Consider the following 17,092-nt stretch of genomic DNA (forward strand, 5'->3'; position numbering starts at 1 on the left):
GTGGCGGCGGGCGCGGAGCCGTCCGGTCCGGGGAGCGCGGGCGGTGCGGGCGGCACGGCGGCCCCCGCCGCCGCTGCCGGGGGCGCCTCCGGGTCCTCCACGTCCAGCAGCCGCACGGCGTGCCGGCCGAGCTGGGCGACCAGGGCGCTCGGCAGCCAGGGCTCGCGGGAGCGGCCGTCGACGACGGTGTCCTCGGCGCCGGTGCGCTCCAGGATCCGGTCGAGCGTGGGCCGCTGGGCGGGGTCCTTCCTCAGGCAGTCCCTCACCAGGTCGGCGAGGCCCTCGGGGACCCGGCCGAGGTCGGGTTCCTCCTGGGCGATGCGGAACATCAGGGCGTGCACCCCGCTGTTGGCGGTGCCGAAGGGAAGCTCTCCGGTGGCCGCGTAGGCGAGCACCGAGCCGAGGCAGAAGACGTCGCAGGCGGAGGTGATGCGGTCGCCGCGCACCTGCTCCGGCGCCATGAAGCCGGGCGAACCGACGAGCGCGCCGGTGCGGGTGAGTCCGCCGTCGGTCACGGTCTCCATCGCCCGCGCGATCCCGAAGTCGATGACGCGCGGCCCGTCGATGGTGACGAGCACGTTGGACGGCTTGAGGTCGCGGTGCACGATGCCGGCGGCGTGGATGTCCTTCAGCGCGTGCGCGAGACCGGCGGCGAGGATGCGTACCGAGCGCTCGGGCAGCGCGCCGTGGTCCTGCCCGACCACCTGCTGGAGGCTGGGCCCCGCGACGTACCCGGTGGCGACCCACGGCACCGGGGCCTCGGTGTCCGCGTCCAGCACCGGCGCGGTCCAGGCGCCGCCGACCTGCCGTGCGGCCTGCACCTCCTGGCGGAAACGGGCCCGGAACTCCTCCTGTTGGGCCAGCTCCTCACGGACCAGCTTGACGGCGACGGTGCGTCCCCGGTCGGAACGGGCCAGGTAGACGTGCCCCATCCCGCCGGCCCCGAGCCGGGCGAGCAGCCGGTACGCGCCGATTCTCCCCGGGTGCCGGCCGCCCGGCGCCCCCGTCGCCTCGCCCCCCGGCCCGTGCATCTCCATCGTTGCGCCGCCTTCCCCCCACAGTGAGCAACAGCCCGAGAATAGACCGGGCCGGGGCCGGGGTGACCAGGGCTTCGTCTACGGTTCCGTAACAGGCGGGCCCAGTCCGTCGAGCACGGCGGACAGGCGTTCCAGCGCGTGGACCGCCTGTGCGAACCCCGCCTCACCGAGCACCTTCACCGGTCGTCGGTGAGGGGCTTCCCCGTCGCGACGGCCGTCGACACTCTGTCGCGGAAAGCGGCGGACCGCAGACAGGCCGCCGATGTCGCGCGGCCGGTGCCACGGCCTACCCTCGGCGCCATGACTCCTCAGCCGAACCCCGAGGTCGGGGCCGCCGTGAAGGCCGCCGACCGTGCGCACGTCTTCCACTCCTGGTCCGCGCAGGAGCTCATCGACCCGCTCGCCGTCGCCGGGGCGGAGGGGTCGTACTTCTGGGACTACGACGGCCGCCGCTACCTCGACTTCACCAGCGGCCTCGTCTACACCAACATCGGCTACCAGCACCCGAAGGTCGTCGCCGCGATCCAGGAGCAGGCCGCGCGGATGACGACGTTCGCGCCCGCGTTCGCCGTCGAGGCGCGGTCGGAGGCGGCGCGGCTGATCGCCGAGCGGACGCCGGGGGACCTCGACAAGATCTTCTTCACCAACGGGGGCGCGGACGCCGTCGAGCACGCCGTGCGCATGGCGCGGCTGCACACCGGGCGGCCCAAGGTGCTCTCCGCGTACCGCTCGTACCACGGCGGCACCCAGCAGGCCGTGAACCTCACCGGCGACCCGCGCCGCTGGGCCTCCGACAGCGGCACGGCCGGGGTCGTGCACTTCTGGGCGCCCTTCCTGTACCGCTCCCGCTTCTACGCCGAGACCGAGGAGCAGGAGTGCGCGCGGGCGCTCGAGCACCTGGAGGCGACGATCGCCTTCGAGGGGCCGTCGACGATCGCGGCGATCGTCCTGGAGACCGTTCCGGGCACGGCGGGGATCATGCCGCCGCCGCCCGGCTACCTCGCCGGGGTCCGCGAGCTGTGCGACACGTACGGCATCGTCTTCGTCCTGGACGAGGTCATGGCCGGGTTCGGCCGGACCGGCACGTGGTTCGCGGCGGACCTGTACGACGTCGTGCCGGACCTGATGACCTTCGCGAAGGGCGTGAACTCCGGGTACGTGCCGCTCGGCGGCGTCGCGATCTCCGGGGCGATCGCCGACACGTTCGGGAAGCGGCCGTACCCGGGCGGGCTGACGTACTCCGGGCATCCGCTGGCCTGCGCCGCGGCCGTCGCGACGATCGGCGTCATGGCCGAGGAGGGCGTCGTCGAGAACGCGGCGCGGCTCGGCACGTCGGTCGTCGGACCCGCGCTGCACGAACTCGCGGAGCGGCACCCCAGTGTGGGCGAGGTCCGCGGGGTCGGCATGTTCTGGGCGCTGGAACTGGTGCGGAACCGGGAGACCCGGGAGCCGCTGGTGCCGTACAACGCGACCGGCGAGGCGAACGCCCCCATGGCCGCGTTCGCGGCGGCCGCCAAGGCGGGCGGGCTGTGGCCCTTCGTGAACATGAACCGCACCCATGTGGTGCCGCCGTGCAACACGACCGAGGCCGAGCTGAAGGAGGGCCTGGCGGCCCTGGACTCGGCCCTGTCGGTGGCGGACGAGCACGTGGAGTGACCTGACGCCCGTGCCCGCCGGGGGCCCGCCGGGGATTGCCGGCCCCGGCGGGCACTCGAACAGGCTCGGGAGGGTGAACGCGTAAGGTGGCGGCACCGTGGACAGATGTGTGCACGTCATTCGAACGCGATGAGGGAGACGCCCGACCATGCCCGGCACCAGCGGCAACGGTGCGGTGACCCGCAGCACGCTGCGGCAGCAGATCGCCGACGCGCTCCGTGACGAGGTGCTGGCCGGGCGGCTCCAGCCGGGGCAGGAGTTCACCGTCAAGGAGATCGCCGACCAGTACGGGGTGTCCGCGACCCCGGTGCGGGAGGCGCTGGTCGACCTGTCGGCGCAGGGACTGCTCGACGCCGACCAGCACCGGGGGTTCCGGGTGCACGAGTACTCCGTCGACGACTTCCGCGGCATGATCGAGGCCCGCGGCCTGGTGGTCGACGGGATGTTCCACGCCCTGACCGACCCCGAGGGACGCCTGTCCTCCCTGCGGCCCGAGGAGCCCCCGGTCGCCGCCGCGCTCGCCGGGGTCCGGCGGCGCGGCGAGGAGGCGCAGCGGTCGGCCCTCGCCGGGGACCTCACCGTTCTGATCGGCTACGACCTGCGCTTCTGGCGCGAACTCGGGGCCCTGTTCGGCAACCCCTACCTCACCGCCTTCCTGCACCGGCTCCGGGTGCAGACCTGGGTGTGCGCGGTGCAGCATCTGCGTCGGCTGCCCGATCTACGGGGACGGCTGTGGTCCGAACACACCGATCTGGTCGATTCCCTGTCGCGCCGCGACACCGATTCCGCTCGCGCGATCATCGAGTCGTACAACGCCCACGCCCTGAGCCTCATCGAGCGGCTCCCCCCGGACCGACCGGACCGACCGGACTGACCGGACCGACCGGACTGACCGGACCGACCGGACCGACCGGAGCCCGGGGCGCGGCGCCCGGGGCGCGGCGCCCGCGTCGGCTGTGTTCGTATGGGTAGGGGCCTGCACGAGGGGAGCCGCCCCCGCCCCGCGCCGATACCCTTCTCTTCCCTGACGACCTACGTGTCTTCGACCCTGTGTCTTCGACCTACGTGCTGTGCGAGGAGCCCTCTTGGCCTGTGACCTGTGGCTGGTACCGCTCGTCGACGTGTTGTGCCACACGCCCGACAATCCGTTCGCCGAGGAACTCGCGCAGTACAACAAGGTGCTCGCCGAGGCCGGGCTGCCGCCGGTGCCGGTGTACCAGTACATGCCGGGACTGTCCGGTGAGGTCGCCCCGGTCGCGGGCTTCGACTACGACGCGCTGCACTTCCTGCGGCGCACGTATCTGCTGCAGGTGTCCGGGCTGCCGGTCACACCGGTGGGCGAACTGGGCGGTGACTACGAGCAGTTGCTGGAGATGTTCGAGGCGACGGCCCAGCAGTCGCACCTGGTCTGGCACTACGACCACGCCGGGGCGTACGTCCCCGTGGACTTCCCGACCCCGCTCTCCAGCGACGAACTCCTCGCCGGCGGAGGCCCGTTGGGCTCCTCCCACGCACTGCTGCGGGAACTGGAAGTCGTCGCCCCGGCCCTCGGCATCGACCCCGCGAACCCCCCGGCCACGCCGGATCCCCCGCAGGGACCGACCGAGCTGGAGGAGCCCGCCGTCCCGCCCCCGTACGACCCCAGCCCCTTCGCCCGCGAACGCCACGTCTGGCTCGGCCTGCACGCGGCGGCGACCCGCAGCCTGGCCCAGGGCTCGATGATCGTCTTCAGCTGACCCCCGGGCGGGCACGGGCTCGCCCCGGACGCCCCGGAGACGAGAACGTCCCGGTGCCCCTGGACGGGTCACCGGGACGTCGGGGTGCGGCAGGGCCGGCCCTACAGGAACGAGTTGATCTCGATCGTCTCGTCGCGGCCCGGGCCCACGCCGATCGCGGAGATCGGGGCGCCGGACATCTCCTCCAGGGCCTTGACGTAGGCCTGGGCGTTCTTCGGCAGGTCGGAGAAGGACTTCGCCCCGGTGATGTCCTCGGACCAGCCGGGGAGCATCTCGTAGACCGGCTTCGCGTGGTGGAAGTCCGTCTGGGAGTAGGGGAGCTCCTCGACGCGCCTGCCGTCGATCTCGTAGGCCACGCAGACCGGGATCTGCTCCCAGCCGGTGAGGACGTCGAGCTTGGTGAGGAAGAAGTCGGTCAGGCCGTTCACGCGGGTCGCGTAGCGGGCGATGACCGCGTCGAACCAGCCGCAGCGGCGGTCGCGGCCGGTGGTGACGCCCCGCTCGCCGCCGATGGTGCGCAGCGCCTCGCCGTCCTCGTCGAACAGCTCGGTCGGGAAGGGGCCGGCGCCGACGCGGGTCGTGTACGCCTTGAGGATGCCGATGACCCGGCTGATCTTCGTCGGGCCCACGCCGGCGCCCGTGCAGGCGCCGCCCGCGGTCGGGTTGGACGAGGTGACGAAGGGGTACGTGCCGTGGTCGATGTCGAGCAGGGTGCCCTGGCCGCCCTCGAAGAGGACCACCTTGTCCTGCTCCAGGGCCTCGTTGAGGACCAGGACGGTGTCGGTGACGTAGGGCGCCAGCTTGTCCGCGTAGCCCAGCAGCTCCCCGACCACCTGGTCCACGGCGATCGCGCGCCGGTTGTAGAGCTTGGTGAGCATCTGGTTCTTGACGTCGAGGGCCGCCTCGACCTTCTGGGTGAGGATCGACTCGTCGTACAGGTCCTGGACCCGGATGCCGACGCGGTTGATCTTGTCGGCGTAGGTCGGGCCGATGCCGCGACCGGTCGTCCCGATCTTGCGCTTGCCGAGGAAGCGTTCCGTCACCTTGTCGACGGTCACGTTGTACGGCGTGATGATGTGCGCGTTGCCGCTGATCAGGAGCTTGGACGTGTCGACGCCTCGCTCGTTCAGCCCACTCAGCTCGGAGAGCAGGACGGAGGGGTCGACGACGACGCCGTTGCCGATGACCGGCGTGCAGCCGGGGGACAGGATTCCGGAAGGGAGCAGGTGGAGGGCGTACTTCTGATCACCCACGACTACCGTGTGGCCGGCGTTGTTGCCGCCTTGGTAGCGCACCACGTAGTCGACGGAACCTCCGAGCAGGTCCGTCGCCTTTCCCTTGCCTTCGTCACCCCACTGAGCACCGAGCAGCACAAGTGCGGGCACGCGCGTACACCCCTTCCGGGCGGGGCATGTCCAGGGTCAGGGGCGTACGCGGTGGATCTCCGCCGCGTGCACCGCGACCACCGTTGGCCGCCAACCGTCGGACCGGGTGCCCCGGAATAGACGAAGCCCCTGCGCAAAAGTGCAAAGGGGCTCTTGCACAAAGATGCTACCCGAGGAAGCGAGGCATGGCCGAGGTGGCGACTTCCCCGACGTCCGATCAGCTCCTGGTGGTCATCGATCCGGTCGCCCGCCGCAGGGACGGCGAGTCCGTGCGCATCGCGAAAGACGTGCTCAGCGGGGGTGCGAGCACGAAGGTCTGCCTGCCGGACGGGCCGGAGGAGTTCGCCCGCGCGCTGGCCCGGCTGGGTTCGAGGCGGCCGGTGGTGATCGGCGACGACCGGGCCCTGACACGGGCGGTGGGGGTGCTGCACCGGCAGCGCGAGCTGACCGGCTGCGCGCTGTCCCTGGTGCCGGTCGGCGGCGCGCTGTCCCTCGCCCGGTCGCTGGGGGTGCCCACGGGGACGGTGGCGGCGGCGCGGGCCGTGCTGGACGGCGCCGAGCGGCGGATGGACCTGCTGGTGGACGACAGTGACGGGGTGGTGCTCGGCGCGGTGCGGATCCCGCCGGTCGGGGGTGTGACGCCGGTACGGGAGACGGTCGGCGGGGTGGGGCGCCCCTGGCTGCAGACGTGCCGGTCCCTGGTACGGACCCTGGTGCCGGCCCGGCCGTCCGAGATCGCTCCCGTCACCGAGGCGCATCCCTCCCGGCTGCGGGTGGAGGTCGACGGAGAGACCCTGGTCGACCTGCACCAGCCGGTGGAGGCCGTGTCGGTCGTTTCGGGCGCCTCCGGGGCGGCCAGGGTCGAAGTGCGTCCGGCGTCGGTGGGCGCGGAGGCCTCCCCGCTGCTGGCGGAGGGGCGGGCGGTGACGGTCTCGGGCGCGCACTTCCGCTACCGCGCGGACGCGGTGGTGTCGGGGCCGGTGCGGACCCGGACGTGGGTGGTGCTGGAGGGGGCCCTGGGGCTGACCCTGCCGAAGAGCTGACCGACCGGCTCAGGGGGCCTTGAAATCGGTCGTGTCCAGCACGCAGTCGAACGGCTGGGGAATCGGCAGCTTCTCGCCGAACGGCTTGGAACAGCGAGCCTCGTAACCCTTGGCGGAGGGCATCGAGAAGACCGTGGCCTGCTCCTCCTGCATGTCGAGGAGCAGGTAGACGGGGATACCGGCTCGCCCATAGACCTCGACCTTGTCCGTCAGGTCGTCGTCCCGGGTGGAGGAGGAGGTCAGTTCGGCGACGAAGGAGAGGGCTTCGCCGTCCAGGCGGTTACTGGTCGTCTCGAAGGCACGTTCGGACGCTGCATGGATATCCGGTCCGTACGCGCACTCGTCCCCCGGAAAGACATACAGGAACGGGCCGCAACTGATGGAATGCCCTGCAGGAAGATGCGGCTCCAGTTGTTTGCACACCAGGTGCATCACGCGCTGGTAGTAGCCCTTCGACCACGGCGACACAACGATGTTCCCCCTGATGATCTCGGCCTTGAAGCCGTCGCGCAGGTGCAGCTCGTCGAGAAGGTCCAACAGTTCCTCGAAGTTGCCGGACTCGGTGCCGCTTATCGTCGGTCGCTCTGCCATGACTGTCATGATGCGCCCTCCCTTTGATGCGGACCAGTCGCCACTCAGCGTAGTCGATCATTCACAGAGGCGTGATCGGCTTTCACGCCTCCGCCCCACCCCGCCCGAAGCGTTCCTCACGTTGCGCGCGCCAGCGCGCCATCATCCCCTCGACCTCCTTCTCCACGAACTCGAAGAAGGCCAGGGTCTCCGCCAGTCGGCGGCCCGCCGGGGTGTCGGACCCCAGGCTGGTGACGCCCTCGCGCAGCGCGTCCTCCCAGCGCCGGATGACGGCCTCGCGGTTGGTGAGGGCCTCGTACCACTGGTCGCCGCGGACCCGGTACCGCTCCCGGCGCGAGCCGGGCTCGCGCTCACGGGAGACCATGTGCTGCTGCGCCAGATAGCGCACCGCGCCGGAGACCGCGGCGGGCGAGATCCGCAGCCGCTCCCCCAGTTCGGCGGAGGTCATGACACCGGTGTCGGAGGAGAGCAGCGCGGCGAAGACCCGGGCGGGCATGCGCGGCAGTCCGGCCTCCACCAGCTGCGCCGCGAAGTGCTCGACGAACCGTGAGACGGCCTCCGGATCCCGGTCCGTCACGCTCGGTTCCGCCATGACCCGATCATCTCCCCTGTTCAGACACCGTTCGCCAGTCTAGCCGCCGTTCATACGGTTCCTTAACTTCACAAAATTCTGAAAGAAATGTACGTTCGTCGTCATGACGAAGGCCATCACCGTGTCCGGACTCCACAAGTCGTTCGGTCGCACGCGCGCACTCGACGGCCTCGACCTGGACGTCGAGTCCGGCGAGGTCCACGGCTTCCTGGGCCCGAACGGCTCCGGCAAGTCGACCACCATCCGCGTCCTGCTCGGTCTGCTGCGTGCCGACTCGGGCGCCGCCCGGGTGCTCGGCCTCGATCCGTGGGCGGACGCCGTGGAGCTGCACCGCCGCCTCGCCTATGTCCCCGGCGACGTCGAGCTGTGGCCGGGCCTGACCGGCGGTGAGGCCATCGACCTGCTGGCGCGGCTGCGCGGCGGCCTGGACAGGAAGCGGCGCACCGAGCTCGTCGAGCGCTTCGACCTGGACCCGACCAAGAAGGGCCGCGCCTACTCCAAGGGCAACCGGCAGAAGGTCGCCATCGTCGCCGCGCTCGCCTCCGACGCCGAGCTGCTGCTGCTCGACGAGCCGACCGCGGGCCTGGACCCGCTCATGGAGGTCGTCTTCCAGGACGTCATCGGCGAGGCCAAGGCGGCAGGCAGGACCGTCCTGCTCTCCAGCCACATCCTGGCCCAGGTGGAGAAGCTCGCCGACCGGGTGAGCATCATCCGGCTGGGCCGCACCGTCCAGTCCGGCACCCTCGGCGAGCTGCGCCACCTGACCCGCACCACCATCGAGGCGGAGACCGAGCGACCCGCCACCGGCCTCGCCGGGCTGCCCGGCGTGCACGGCCTGCAGACCCTCGACGAGGCCGGCGGCCGGGTCCGTTTCGCCGTCGACGGCGGCCAGGTCGACGCGGCGGTCCGCAGGCTCACCGAGTTCGGCATCCGCAGCCTCATCAGCCACCCGCCGACCCTGGAGGAGCTGATGCTCCGCCACTACGGCAGCGAGCTCGCCGCCAACGGGCACGACACCGGGCGCGCCGACGGACAGGCCGAACAGGCAGGACAGACCGAACAGGCAGGACAGGGCACGAACGGAGACCCGCGATGACCACCGCGACCGCCGCCCCCGAGGCGCCGGCCCCCGCCGAACCGGTCGCGGGCGGCAACGCGCTGGCCGGGACCCGGACGCTGATCCGCTTCGCCCTGCGCCGGGACCGTGTCCGGCTCCCGGTGTGGATCCTGGCCCTGTTCCTCGGCACGCTCTCCACGGCGAACAGCTTCAAGACGCTGTACAGCAGCCCGGAGGACCGGGCGAACGCCGTCCGGAGCATGGACAGCCCGGCCGGCCTCGCCATGTCCGGCCCCCGCCACTACCTCGACGACTACGGCTTCGGTTCCATGCTGAGCCATCAGATGCTCGGCTTCATGGCCGTCCTGGTCGGCCTCATGAGCGTGCTGATCGTCACCCGGCACACCCGCGCCGAGGAGGAGACCGGCCGCGCCGAGCTGGTGCGCTCGACGGTGGTGGGCCGCCACGCCCACCTCGCCGCCGCCCTGTCCGTCGCGGTCCTGGCCAACCTCGCCCTGGCCCTGCTGCTGGCCTTCGGCCTGGCCGGGACGGGGCTGGAGGACGGCGGCACGGCGGGCTCGCTGCTCTACGGCTTCGCCCACGCCGCCGTCGGTCTCGTCTTCGCCGCCGTCGCCGCGGTCACCGTCCAGTTCACCGCGCACACCCGCGGCGCGTCCGGCATGGCCCTCGCGGTCATCGGCGTCGCCTACGTGCTGCGCGCCGCCGGCGACAGCGGCGCGAACGGCACTCTGTCCTGGCTCTCCCCGATCGGCTGGGTGCAGCGCAGCTACCCGTACGTCGACAACCGCTGGTGGCCGCTGCTGCTCTGCCTGGTGTTCGCGGTGCTGTGCGCGGCGGCGGGTTTCATGCTCTCCACCCGCCGCGACGTGGGCGCGGGCCTGCGTCCGGAGAAGCTGGGCAGCCCCACGGCCTCCGACGCGCTCGCCACACCGCTCGGCCTCGCCCTGCGACTGCACCGCGGCATGCTGATCGGCTTCGGCGCGGGCCTGTTCCTGATGGGCGCGATGTACGGATCGATCCTCGGGGACGCCGAGGAGATGCTGAAGGGCATCGACGAGATCCAGGAGGCCCTGGACCGCATCGGCGGGGCGGGCGTCGCCGAGCCCTTCGCCTCCATGGTCATGGTCGTCCTCACGGTCGTGGCGGCGGTGTACGTCGTCATGGCGGCCCTGCGGCCCCGCTCCGAGGAGACGGCGGGCCGCGCCGAACCCCTCCTCGCCACCGGCCTCTCGCGCACCCGCTGGGTCGGCGGCCACCTGGCCGTGGCCATGGGCGGCGGTACGGTCGTGCTGCTGCTGTCCGGGCTCGGCTTCGGCATCGCGGGCGCGGCCTCGACCGGTGACGGTTCACTGCTCCCGAAGCTGGTGGGGGCGGCCCTCGCGTACGCGCCCGCCCTGTGGGTCACGATCGGCGTGGCCGTGGTGCTCTTCGGCTGGTTCCCCCGGGCGAGCCAGGCGGCCTGGATCGTGCCGGTGTACGCCTTCGTGGTCGGCTACCTCGGCCAGATCCTCCGGTTCCCGGCCTGGATGAACAACCTCTCCCCGTTCGGCCACGTCCCCCGGCTCCCCGCCGCGGACATGGACTGGCTCCCCCTGCTCCTGCTCTCCCTCGTCGCCGCCGGCCTGGTGTGGCTGGGCCTGACGGGCTTCCGACGACGGGACCTGGAGACGAAGTGACCGCGCCGCAGCCCCCTGCCCGGTGGGTACGCGCCTTCTCCGGGCAGGGTGGGCCGGCGCGTGTCGGGGCTGGTCGCGCTGCTCGGCGGCCTCGATGTGGACGATGCCGGGACACGCGCCCACGCCCCGGGGAGGACACACCATCCCAAAACCGTGAGCACTTTGGCGAAAACCGTCCCGATCCTGCTCATTTGAGCGCTTAAGTGACACATGGCCGTCGACTGCTCAAGGTTTTCGGCACGACACCCGTCTCCGGCCCCGGGGCGCAGGAACCGCGAAGATCCCCCACACCACCCGGCGGGACACCGTTCATCGCACGAACGCGATCCCTTCGGGGGTGTACGCGCAAGACGCAGGAAGTGCGGTTTCCAGTCACCCGAGCACCCTTCGGAGGCTCAACCGCTCGCCCCGTTTCGGTGACCCACGTCACATCCAACTCCTGTCAGCAATCGGGTCGCCATCTCGTCCAAGGGGCACGCGAACGAGACAGGAGCATCGCCATGAAGCACCGCATCGTCGTCCTCGGCGCCGGATACGCCGGGGCCTACGCCGCCGGAAACCTGGCCCGCCGGCTCTCCCCCGCCGACGCCGAGATCACCGTCGTCAACGCCGTGCCCGACTTCGTCGAGCGGATGCGGCTCCACCAGCTCGCGGTCGGCCAGGACTTCGCGGTCCGCAAGCTCGCCGACGTGTTCGCGGGCACCGGGGTGCGGCTGCGTCTGGCGCGCGTCACCGGCGTCGACCCCGAGCGCAGGACCGTCGCCGTGACCGGTGAGGACGGCGAGGGCGAGCTCGCGTACGACACGCTCCTCTACGCGCTCGGCAGCTCCGTCGCCGACCATGGTGTCCCCGGCGTGGCCGAGTACGCCTTCGACGTGACCGGCCGGTCCTCGGCGCTGCGTCTGCGCGAGCGCATGGCCGGCCTGGGCGCGGGCGGCACCGTGCTGGTCGTCGGTGAGGGGCTGACCGGCATCGAGACCGCCACCGAGTTCGCCGAGTCCCGGCCCGACCTCTCGGTCGCGCTCGCCGCCCGCGGTGAGCTGGGCGCCTGGCTCTCCCCGAAGGCCCGCCGCCACCTGCGCCAGGCCTTCGACCGGCTCGGCATCACCGTCCACGAGCACACCGGCATCGAAGCCGTCGAGCCGACCCGGGCGATCGCCGCCGACGGTACGTCCATCCCGGCCGACGTGACCGTGTGGTCGGCCGGGTTCGCCGTGCACCCCATCGCCGCCGCCGGCGGCCTGGAGGTCGCCGAGACCGGCCAGATCGTCGTCGACCGCACCATGCGCTCGGTCTCGCACCCGGACGTCTACGCCGCCGGTGACTGCGCCTACGCGATCGGCGAGAACGGCCGGCCGCTGCCGATGTCCTGCGCCTCGGCCGGCTTCACCAACATGCAGGCGACCGCCTCGATCATCGCGCGCCTGACCGGCAGCGGGGTTTCGACCACCGGGCTGAAGTACTACGGCAACCACATCAGCCTCGGGCGGCGGGACGCGATCGTCCAGATGGTGGACGGAGACGTTCGGTCGAAGTCCTGGTACCTGGGCGGCCGGACCGCCGCGTGGTTCAAGGCGGGCGTGCTCAAGGGGTCCGGGTGGAGCATCGCCCACCCGACCTTCGGCATGCCGAAGCGCAAGCGCCGCCTGACCACCGCACCGGACCGGTCCGGTGCGCGGGCCGCCGCCTAGGCTGCTCCGCATGGACAGCGCAGCCATCGATCGCTTCGAGGCCGGCCGGGGCCGGCTGGCCTCGCTCGCGTACCGTCTGCTCGGCTCGGCGGCCGACGCCGAGGACGCCGTGCAGGACGCGTTCCTGCGCTGGCAGGCCGCGGACCGCGAACGCATCGAGGTGCCGGAGGCGTGGCTGACCAAGGTCGTCACCCATCTCTGCCTCGACCGGCTCCGCTCGGCGCAGGCGCGCCACGAGCGAGCGGCCGGTGCCTGGCTGCCCGAGCCGCTCCTCGAGGGTGACCCGATGCTCGGCCCGGCCGACACCTTCGAGCAGCGCGAATCGGTGTCCTTGGCCGTACTGCTCCTCATGGAGCGCCTCTCGCCGGTCGAACGGGCCGCTTACGTCCTGCGTGAGGCCTTCTCGTACCCCCATGCCGAGATCGCCCGGATCCTCGACATCACCGAGTCCGCGAGCCAGCAGCACGTCCACCGGGCCCGACGCCGGGTCACCGCCGAACGCCGCCGCGGCGACGAGGTGGACCTCGCGTCCGCGCGCCGGGTCGTCGAGGAGTTCCTCGCCGCCGCCACGTCGGGGCGCACCGAACGGCTGGTGGAACTGCTCACCGAAGACGCGACCATGGTCTCGGACGGCGCCGGACTGGCCAGGCGGCTGCTGCGGTACGAGACGCGCGAGCGGGTCGCCTCCTTCGTGCGGGCCGGCTTCAAGCCCACGCCGGCGAAGCGGCGGCTGGCCGGCGGCTCGCCTGCGATCCACATCGCGCTGGTCAACGGCTCCCCGGCCGTCCTCGCCGTGGTCGACGGCCGGGTGGTGGGCGCCGTGGCGTTCGACGTCGGCGACGGCAAGGTCGCGTCCCTGTGCGGCATCGCCGCCGCGGACCGGCTCGCGCGCCTCGACGAGGCCTGGCGGCAGCACGAACCCGACGCACCGGTCATCAGCGCATGGTGACCGGAGCCACCGGAATCCAGTGACCTGAGTCGGAGCCGGGACGGCGCCCCTTCGGCCCCCGCGCCGCACAACGGCACGGCGGCCGAAGCACGTCGGTCTCCCGAACCGGACTCGGCCATGCCGTTCGGATCCCGATGGCCATCTGTCGCTCGAAGTCACACCCGGTGCCCCGTCCGCCCAGGGATGGCGCGGTTCGAGGCGGCGGGCTCAGACCTCGACCGCCAGCCCCTCCAGCCCCCGGATCACGAAGTTCGGCTTGCGCTTCGGCTCCTTGGCCAGGCCCAGCATCGGGGCCTGCTCCAGCAACGCCGTCATGGACGCAGCGAGTTCGATACGGGCCAGGGGTGCGCCGATGCAGTAGTGGATGCCGGCGCTGAAGGAGATGTGCGGGTTGTCCGCGCGGGTGAGGTCCAGACGGGTGGGGTCGGCGAACACGGCCGGGTCGTGGTTGGCGGAGCCGAAGAGCATGGCGATCTCCGCACCCCGGGGGATCACCGTGCCGTCGATCTCGATGTCGTCCAGGACCCAGCGTTCGAAGAGCTGGAGCGGAGTGTCGTAGCGCATCAGCTCCTCCACTGCCGTGGTGACCAGGGAGTGGTCCGCACGGAGGGCGGCCAGCTGGTCCGGGTTCCGGAACAGCGCCCACCAGCCGTTGACCGTGGAGTTCACCGTCGCCTCGTGGCCCGCGTTCAGCAGCAGCACGCAGGTGGAGATCATCTCCTGCTCGGTGAGCCGGTCGTCGTCCTCGTCGTGGGCCGCGATCAGCCCCGAGATCAGGTCGTCGCCGGGCTTCTCGCGACGCTCGGCGATCAGCTCGCGGAGGTACTCCGAGAACTCGACCGACGCCCTGACGGCCTTCGCCGCCGAATCCCCCGACGGGTTCAGCTCGTACATCCCGCAGATGTCCGCCGACCAGGGGCGCAGCGGGGCCCGGTCGGACTCCGGGATGCCCAGCATCTCGGCGATCACCGCGACCGGCAGCGGTTCGGCGACGTCCGTCAGCAGGTCACCGCCGCCGGCGTCGACCAGCGCGGCCACCAGGTCCGCCGCCAGCCCCTCGACGTACGGCTTGAGCCGCTCCACCGTGCGCGGGGTGAACGCCTTCGACACCAGGCGTCGGATCCGGGTGTGGTCCGGCGGCTCCAGGTCGAGCATGCCGTGGTCGTTGAGGGTGTGGAACGGCTCCTGCTCCGGCGGAGGGGCCGTCCGGCCGAACTCCTCGTGGGTGAAGCGGTGCTGGTACGTCCGCCCCAGCCGCCGGTCGCGCAGCAGCGCCGAGACGTCCGCGTGGTGCGGCACCAGCCACTGGTTCGTCGGCTCGAACCAGTGCACCCGCCCCCGTTCCCGCAGCTCGGCATAGCCGGCATACGGATCGGCGACGAACGCCGGGTCCCAGGGGTCGAACGCGAGGTCGGTTTCAGCCGTCATGCCCGGACCATAAGCCGCCGACCGGCCCTGTGCCCAGAGCCGCCCTCGAAGCGGCTTCCCCTGACTGCGGTACGGGGCCCGCCGCAGCCGGCGGGCGGATCAGCCGCCGGCCAGGGTCATGAGGAACCGGGTTTCCGCGTCGTCCCGTCCCGCACACACTCCGGGGACCGCGATGAGGGCGGACAGGGCCCCGCACCAACCCAGCACGCGCTCAGGAGACATGCCGGGAACCAGCGCCGCCAGCCTCGCGACCCTCCGCTCCAGCACGGCCGGATCCGCAACCCCGTCGAGCACCCAGTCCACGGCGTCGAAGTCCGGGTCGCCCCACGCCGGCCTCGGGTCGATCGCCACCATGCGGGCGCCCGGACCGGACAGCACGTTGGCCGGATGGAGATCACCGTGCACGAGTGCCACGGGTCCGCCGGCGGCAAGTTCCAGGGCGCTCGCGCGGGCCCGTCCCAGCACCGCAGAGACATCCAGGCCGTTCACGCGGGTCGCCGTCAGCCTGCGGTCGACCAAGTCGAACAGAAAGCCGATCCGGTGCGTAAGCGGCCGCACCACCGAGTACTCCCCCGGCCCAGGGGGCGAGACCCGCAGGTCGCGCAGCAGGGCCGCGACCTCGGGCAGGTTCCAAGCCGACTGCCGCACGGGCACTCCCGGTTCCACGTCCTCCAGCAACAGGGCCCCGGCGACCGCGTCTTCTGCCAGCAGCGTGACGACCGACGGCGTCCCTGCCCAGGCCCGCAGTGCTTCGGCCTCCTCGCGGGCAAGCGCGGACTCCGGCGTGAGCTTCAGCCACACCGAGGCACCGGCGTCACGTCTCACGCAGCGGAACACCCGCGAGGTGCCTCCGCCACCCGCCGCGACCGGTTCCAGATCCCAACGAGCAGCGAGTTCCCTGACGAGATCGGGCAACTCGTCACACCAACGGAGCACTTCGGCTCCGAACCGAACAGCGAGCCGGTCCCGGACCTCTGGAGTGACGTGGGCCAATTCCCTCGGCACATCCCCCGCAGGTGACTGACCGAGCGGGTTCACGCCCCTGGCCGAGGGTGTCGCTTCACGGACTCGACGAAGGCGGTGAAGGAGCCGGCGGGGACGAAGAGGGTGGCGCGGGCGGGGGCCTTGGAGTCGCGTATGGCTATGCGGGGGTGCACCTCCGCGATCTCGACACAGGTGTTGCCTTCACCGCCGCCGGAGTAGGTGGACTTCCGCCAGTTCATCAAAGCTCCTTCGTCAAGCGGTGAACGAAGTCCCGTGACTCCGAGGGGTTCAGCGACGACTTCTTCACTGTGCAGAAAAGCGTTCGGAGCCGATCCAAGTGGGCTGCCGCATCGATGAACAGGGTGCCCGTGGGTGCGTCGAGGAGCCCCGTGTCCAACTTGGGCACCGGCCCACCCAGGTACATCATCGATGCGTCAGCACCAGCGAAGCCGTCCCGGTCGACCGGGACGATCCGCACGGCGGCGTGGCCCTCTTCGATCTCGTCCAGGATGAGCCGAAGCTGAGACACGGCCGTCTGGCGGTCGGCCACACGAATACGCAGGGCGAACTCGTGAATCACCGTCTCGTACGGGGTCGGCCTGTCACCCTCGATCGCCTTGCGCCGTCTCATCCTGTGCTCCACGCGCGGCGCCAGTTCACTCTCGGGCAGATCAGGGCGCATGTACCTGAAGACCGCCCGAGCGTAGTCCGGGGTCTGGAGAAGCCCGGGAACGTGCGTGATCACAACCTCCCGCAGGAAGGTCGCATGATGTTCCACCTCGGCCACATCCATGTTCACCTGCGGCAGGACTCCTCGGTAGTCGTCCCACCAGCCGTGTGACCGCTCACTGGCCAAGGACGCCAGAGCGTCGATGAACGCCTCGTCCCCGCAGCCGTAATGAGCTGCCAGCCGGCGAACGCGCTCCGCGCTGACGCCTGAGATGCCCAACTCCACCTGACTCATCTGCGCCGAAGTCGAGTTCAGGAACGCCGCCACCTCGCGCGCCTTCATGCCCGTCGCCTCGCGCAGCTTGCGCAACTCAGTCCCCAGCCGCACCTGCCGAGCGGTGGGATTACTTCTCGGCGCCATACGTTCTCCGTCCCCAACACCTCTGCGTACGTGCCACGTTCGAGTGTCGAATTATGGCAACAGCTTGCGAGAGGAGAAATTACTCCTCTACCGTCAGTGACGCGACGCACACGCTGTGAAACACCGGGGCACCGGAAGTGCACCGCTTCGTCCTGT

The 17,092-nt window shown here is 71.4% G+C and carries 16 protein-coding genes; 8 read left to right on the plus strand and 8 right to left on the minus strand.

The features are described from left to right. Positions 1–1,031, minus strand: a 1,031-nt coding sequence (locus tag JL475_RS23850; protein WP_237408097.1) for a serine/threonine-protein kinase, incomplete at its 3' end; no start/stop codon positions are given. A gap of 306 nt (positions 1,032–1,337) precedes the next feature. Between JL475_RS23850 and JL475_RS23855 the strand changes: the two genes are divergently transcribed. The 3 genes from JL475_RS23855 to JL475_RS23865 all read left to right on the plus strand — a co-directional run bounded on the left by JL475_RS23855 (position 1,338) and on the right by JL475_RS23865 (position 4,429). Next, complete coding sequence (locus tag JL475_RS23855; RefSeq protein WP_202279952.1) at positions 1,338–2,693, plus strand: aspartate aminotransferase family protein; 1,356 nt, start codon at positions 1,338–1,340, stop codon at positions 2,691–2,693. A gap of 148 nt (positions 2,694–2,841) precedes the next feature. After that, complete coding sequence (locus JL475_RS23860; RefSeq protein WP_202279954.1) at positions 2,842–3,567, plus strand: GntR family transcriptional regulator; 726 nt, start codon at positions 2,842–2,844, stop codon at positions 3,565–3,567. A gap of 211 nt (positions 3,568–3,778) precedes the next feature. Further along, positions 3,779–4,429 (plus strand): hypothetical protein, encoded by a 651-nt coding sequence (locus tag JL475_RS23865; RefSeq protein WP_202279956.1) that lies wholly within the window; start codon positions 3,779–3,781, stop codon positions 4,427–4,429. Between the two features lie 101 nt (positions 4,430–4,530). Here the strand turns inward: JL475_RS23865 and JL475_RS23870 are convergent, their stop codons facing one another. Next, entirely contained in the window at positions 4,531–5,814 is a 1,284-nt protein-coding gene (locus JL475_RS23870; protein ID WP_202279958.1) for an adenylosuccinate synthase, read from the minus strand. Between the two features lie 185 nt (positions 5,815–5,999). On the opposite strand from JL475_RS23870, the gene JL475_RS23875 reads away from it, so the two are divergent. Beyond that, the gene (locus tag JL475_RS23875) at positions 6,000–6,857 is read left to right on the plus strand and encodes a diacylglycerol kinase family protein (RefSeq protein ID WP_202279959.1); all 858 of its coding nucleotides are present in this window, start codon (positions 6,000–6,002) and stop codon (positions 6,855–6,857) included. A gap of 9 nt (positions 6,858–6,866) precedes the next feature. Here the strand turns inward: JL475_RS23875 and JL475_RS23880 are convergent, their stop codons facing one another. Both JL475_RS23880 and JL475_RS23885 read right to left on the minus strand, forming a co-directional pair. Beyond that, positions 6,867–7,457, minus strand: a complete 591-nt coding sequence (locus JL475_RS23880; protein WP_202279961.1) for a Uma2 family endonuclease — start codon at positions 7,455–7,457, stop codon at positions 6,867–6,869. Positions 7,458–7,530: 73 nt separating this feature from the next. Continuing rightward, complete coding sequence (locus JL475_RS23885) at positions 7,531–8,040, minus strand: GbsR/MarR family transcriptional regulator (RefSeq protein WP_202279963.1); 510 nt, start codon at positions 8,038–8,040, stop codon at positions 7,531–7,533. Between the two features lie 103 nt (positions 8,041–8,143). On the opposite strand from JL475_RS23885, the gene JL475_RS23890 reads away from it, so the two are divergent. The 4 genes from JL475_RS23890 (at position 8,144) to JL475_RS23905 (ending at position 13,434) form a co-directional block, all read left to right on the plus strand. After that, on the plus strand, positions 8,144–9,136 hold the full coding sequence (locus JL475_RS23890; protein ID WP_202279964.1) for an ABC transporter ATP-binding protein: 993 nt from the start codon (positions 8,144–8,146) through the stop codon (positions 9,134–9,136). Next, complete coding sequence (locus JL475_RS23895; RefSeq protein WP_202279965.1) at positions 9,133–10,794, plus strand: ABC transporter permease; 1,662 nt, start codon at positions 9,133–9,135, stop codon at positions 10,792–10,794. The genes JL475_RS23890 and JL475_RS23895 overlap by 4 nt, the downstream gene beginning before the upstream one ends. 500 nt (positions 10,795–11,294) lie before the next feature. Beyond that, the gene (locus JL475_RS23900; RefSeq protein ID WP_202279966.1) at positions 11,295–12,485 is read left to right on the plus strand and encodes an NAD(P)/FAD-dependent oxidoreductase; all 1,191 of its coding nucleotides are present in this window, start codon (positions 11,295–11,297) and stop codon (positions 12,483–12,485) included. A 10-nt stretch (positions 12,486–12,495) separates the two neighbouring features. Next, entirely contained in the window at positions 12,496–13,434 is a 939-nt protein-coding gene (locus JL475_RS23905; RefSeq protein ID WP_202279967.1) for a sigma-70 family RNA polymerase sigma factor, read from the plus strand. A gap of 207 nt (positions 13,435–13,641) precedes the next feature. Here JL475_RS23905 and JL475_RS23910 read toward each other — a convergent pair whose 3' ends face one another. The 4 genes from JL475_RS23910 to JL475_RS23925 all read right to left on the minus strand — a co-directional run bounded on the left by JL475_RS23910 (position 13,642) and on the right by JL475_RS23925 (position 16,936). Beyond that, complete coding sequence (locus JL475_RS23910) at positions 13,642–14,862, minus strand: cytochrome P450 (protein ID WP_202279968.1); 1,221 nt, start codon at positions 14,860–14,862, stop codon at positions 13,642–13,644. Between the two features lie 99 nt (positions 14,863–14,961). Then, positions 14,962–15,900 (minus strand): aminoglycoside phosphotransferase family protein, encoded by a 939-nt coding sequence (locus JL475_RS23915; protein ID WP_307825139.1) that lies wholly within the window; start codon positions 15,898–15,900, stop codon positions 14,962–14,964. Next, positions 15,897–16,085, minus strand: coding sequence for a DUF397 domain-containing protein (locus JL475_RS23920; protein ID WP_202279972.1), 189 nt, complete (start codon positions 16,083–16,085; stop codon positions 15,897–15,899). Before JL475_RS23920 ends, JL475_RS23915 begins: the two co-directional genes overlap by 4 nt. Next, positions 16,085–16,936, minus strand: coding sequence for a helix-turn-helix transcriptional regulator (locus JL475_RS23925; RefSeq protein WP_202279974.1), 852 nt, complete (start codon positions 16,934–16,936; stop codon positions 16,085–16,087). Before JL475_RS23925 ends, JL475_RS23920 begins: the two co-directional genes overlap by 1 nt. Between the last annotated feature and the right edge of the window lie 156 nt (positions 16,937–17,092).

Origin of the sequence: Streptomyces sp. M2CJ-2, assembly GCF_016757295.1 — a bacterium.
Classification (GTDB): domain Bacteria; phylum Actinomycetota; class Actinomycetes; order Streptomycetales; family Streptomycetaceae; genus Streptomyces.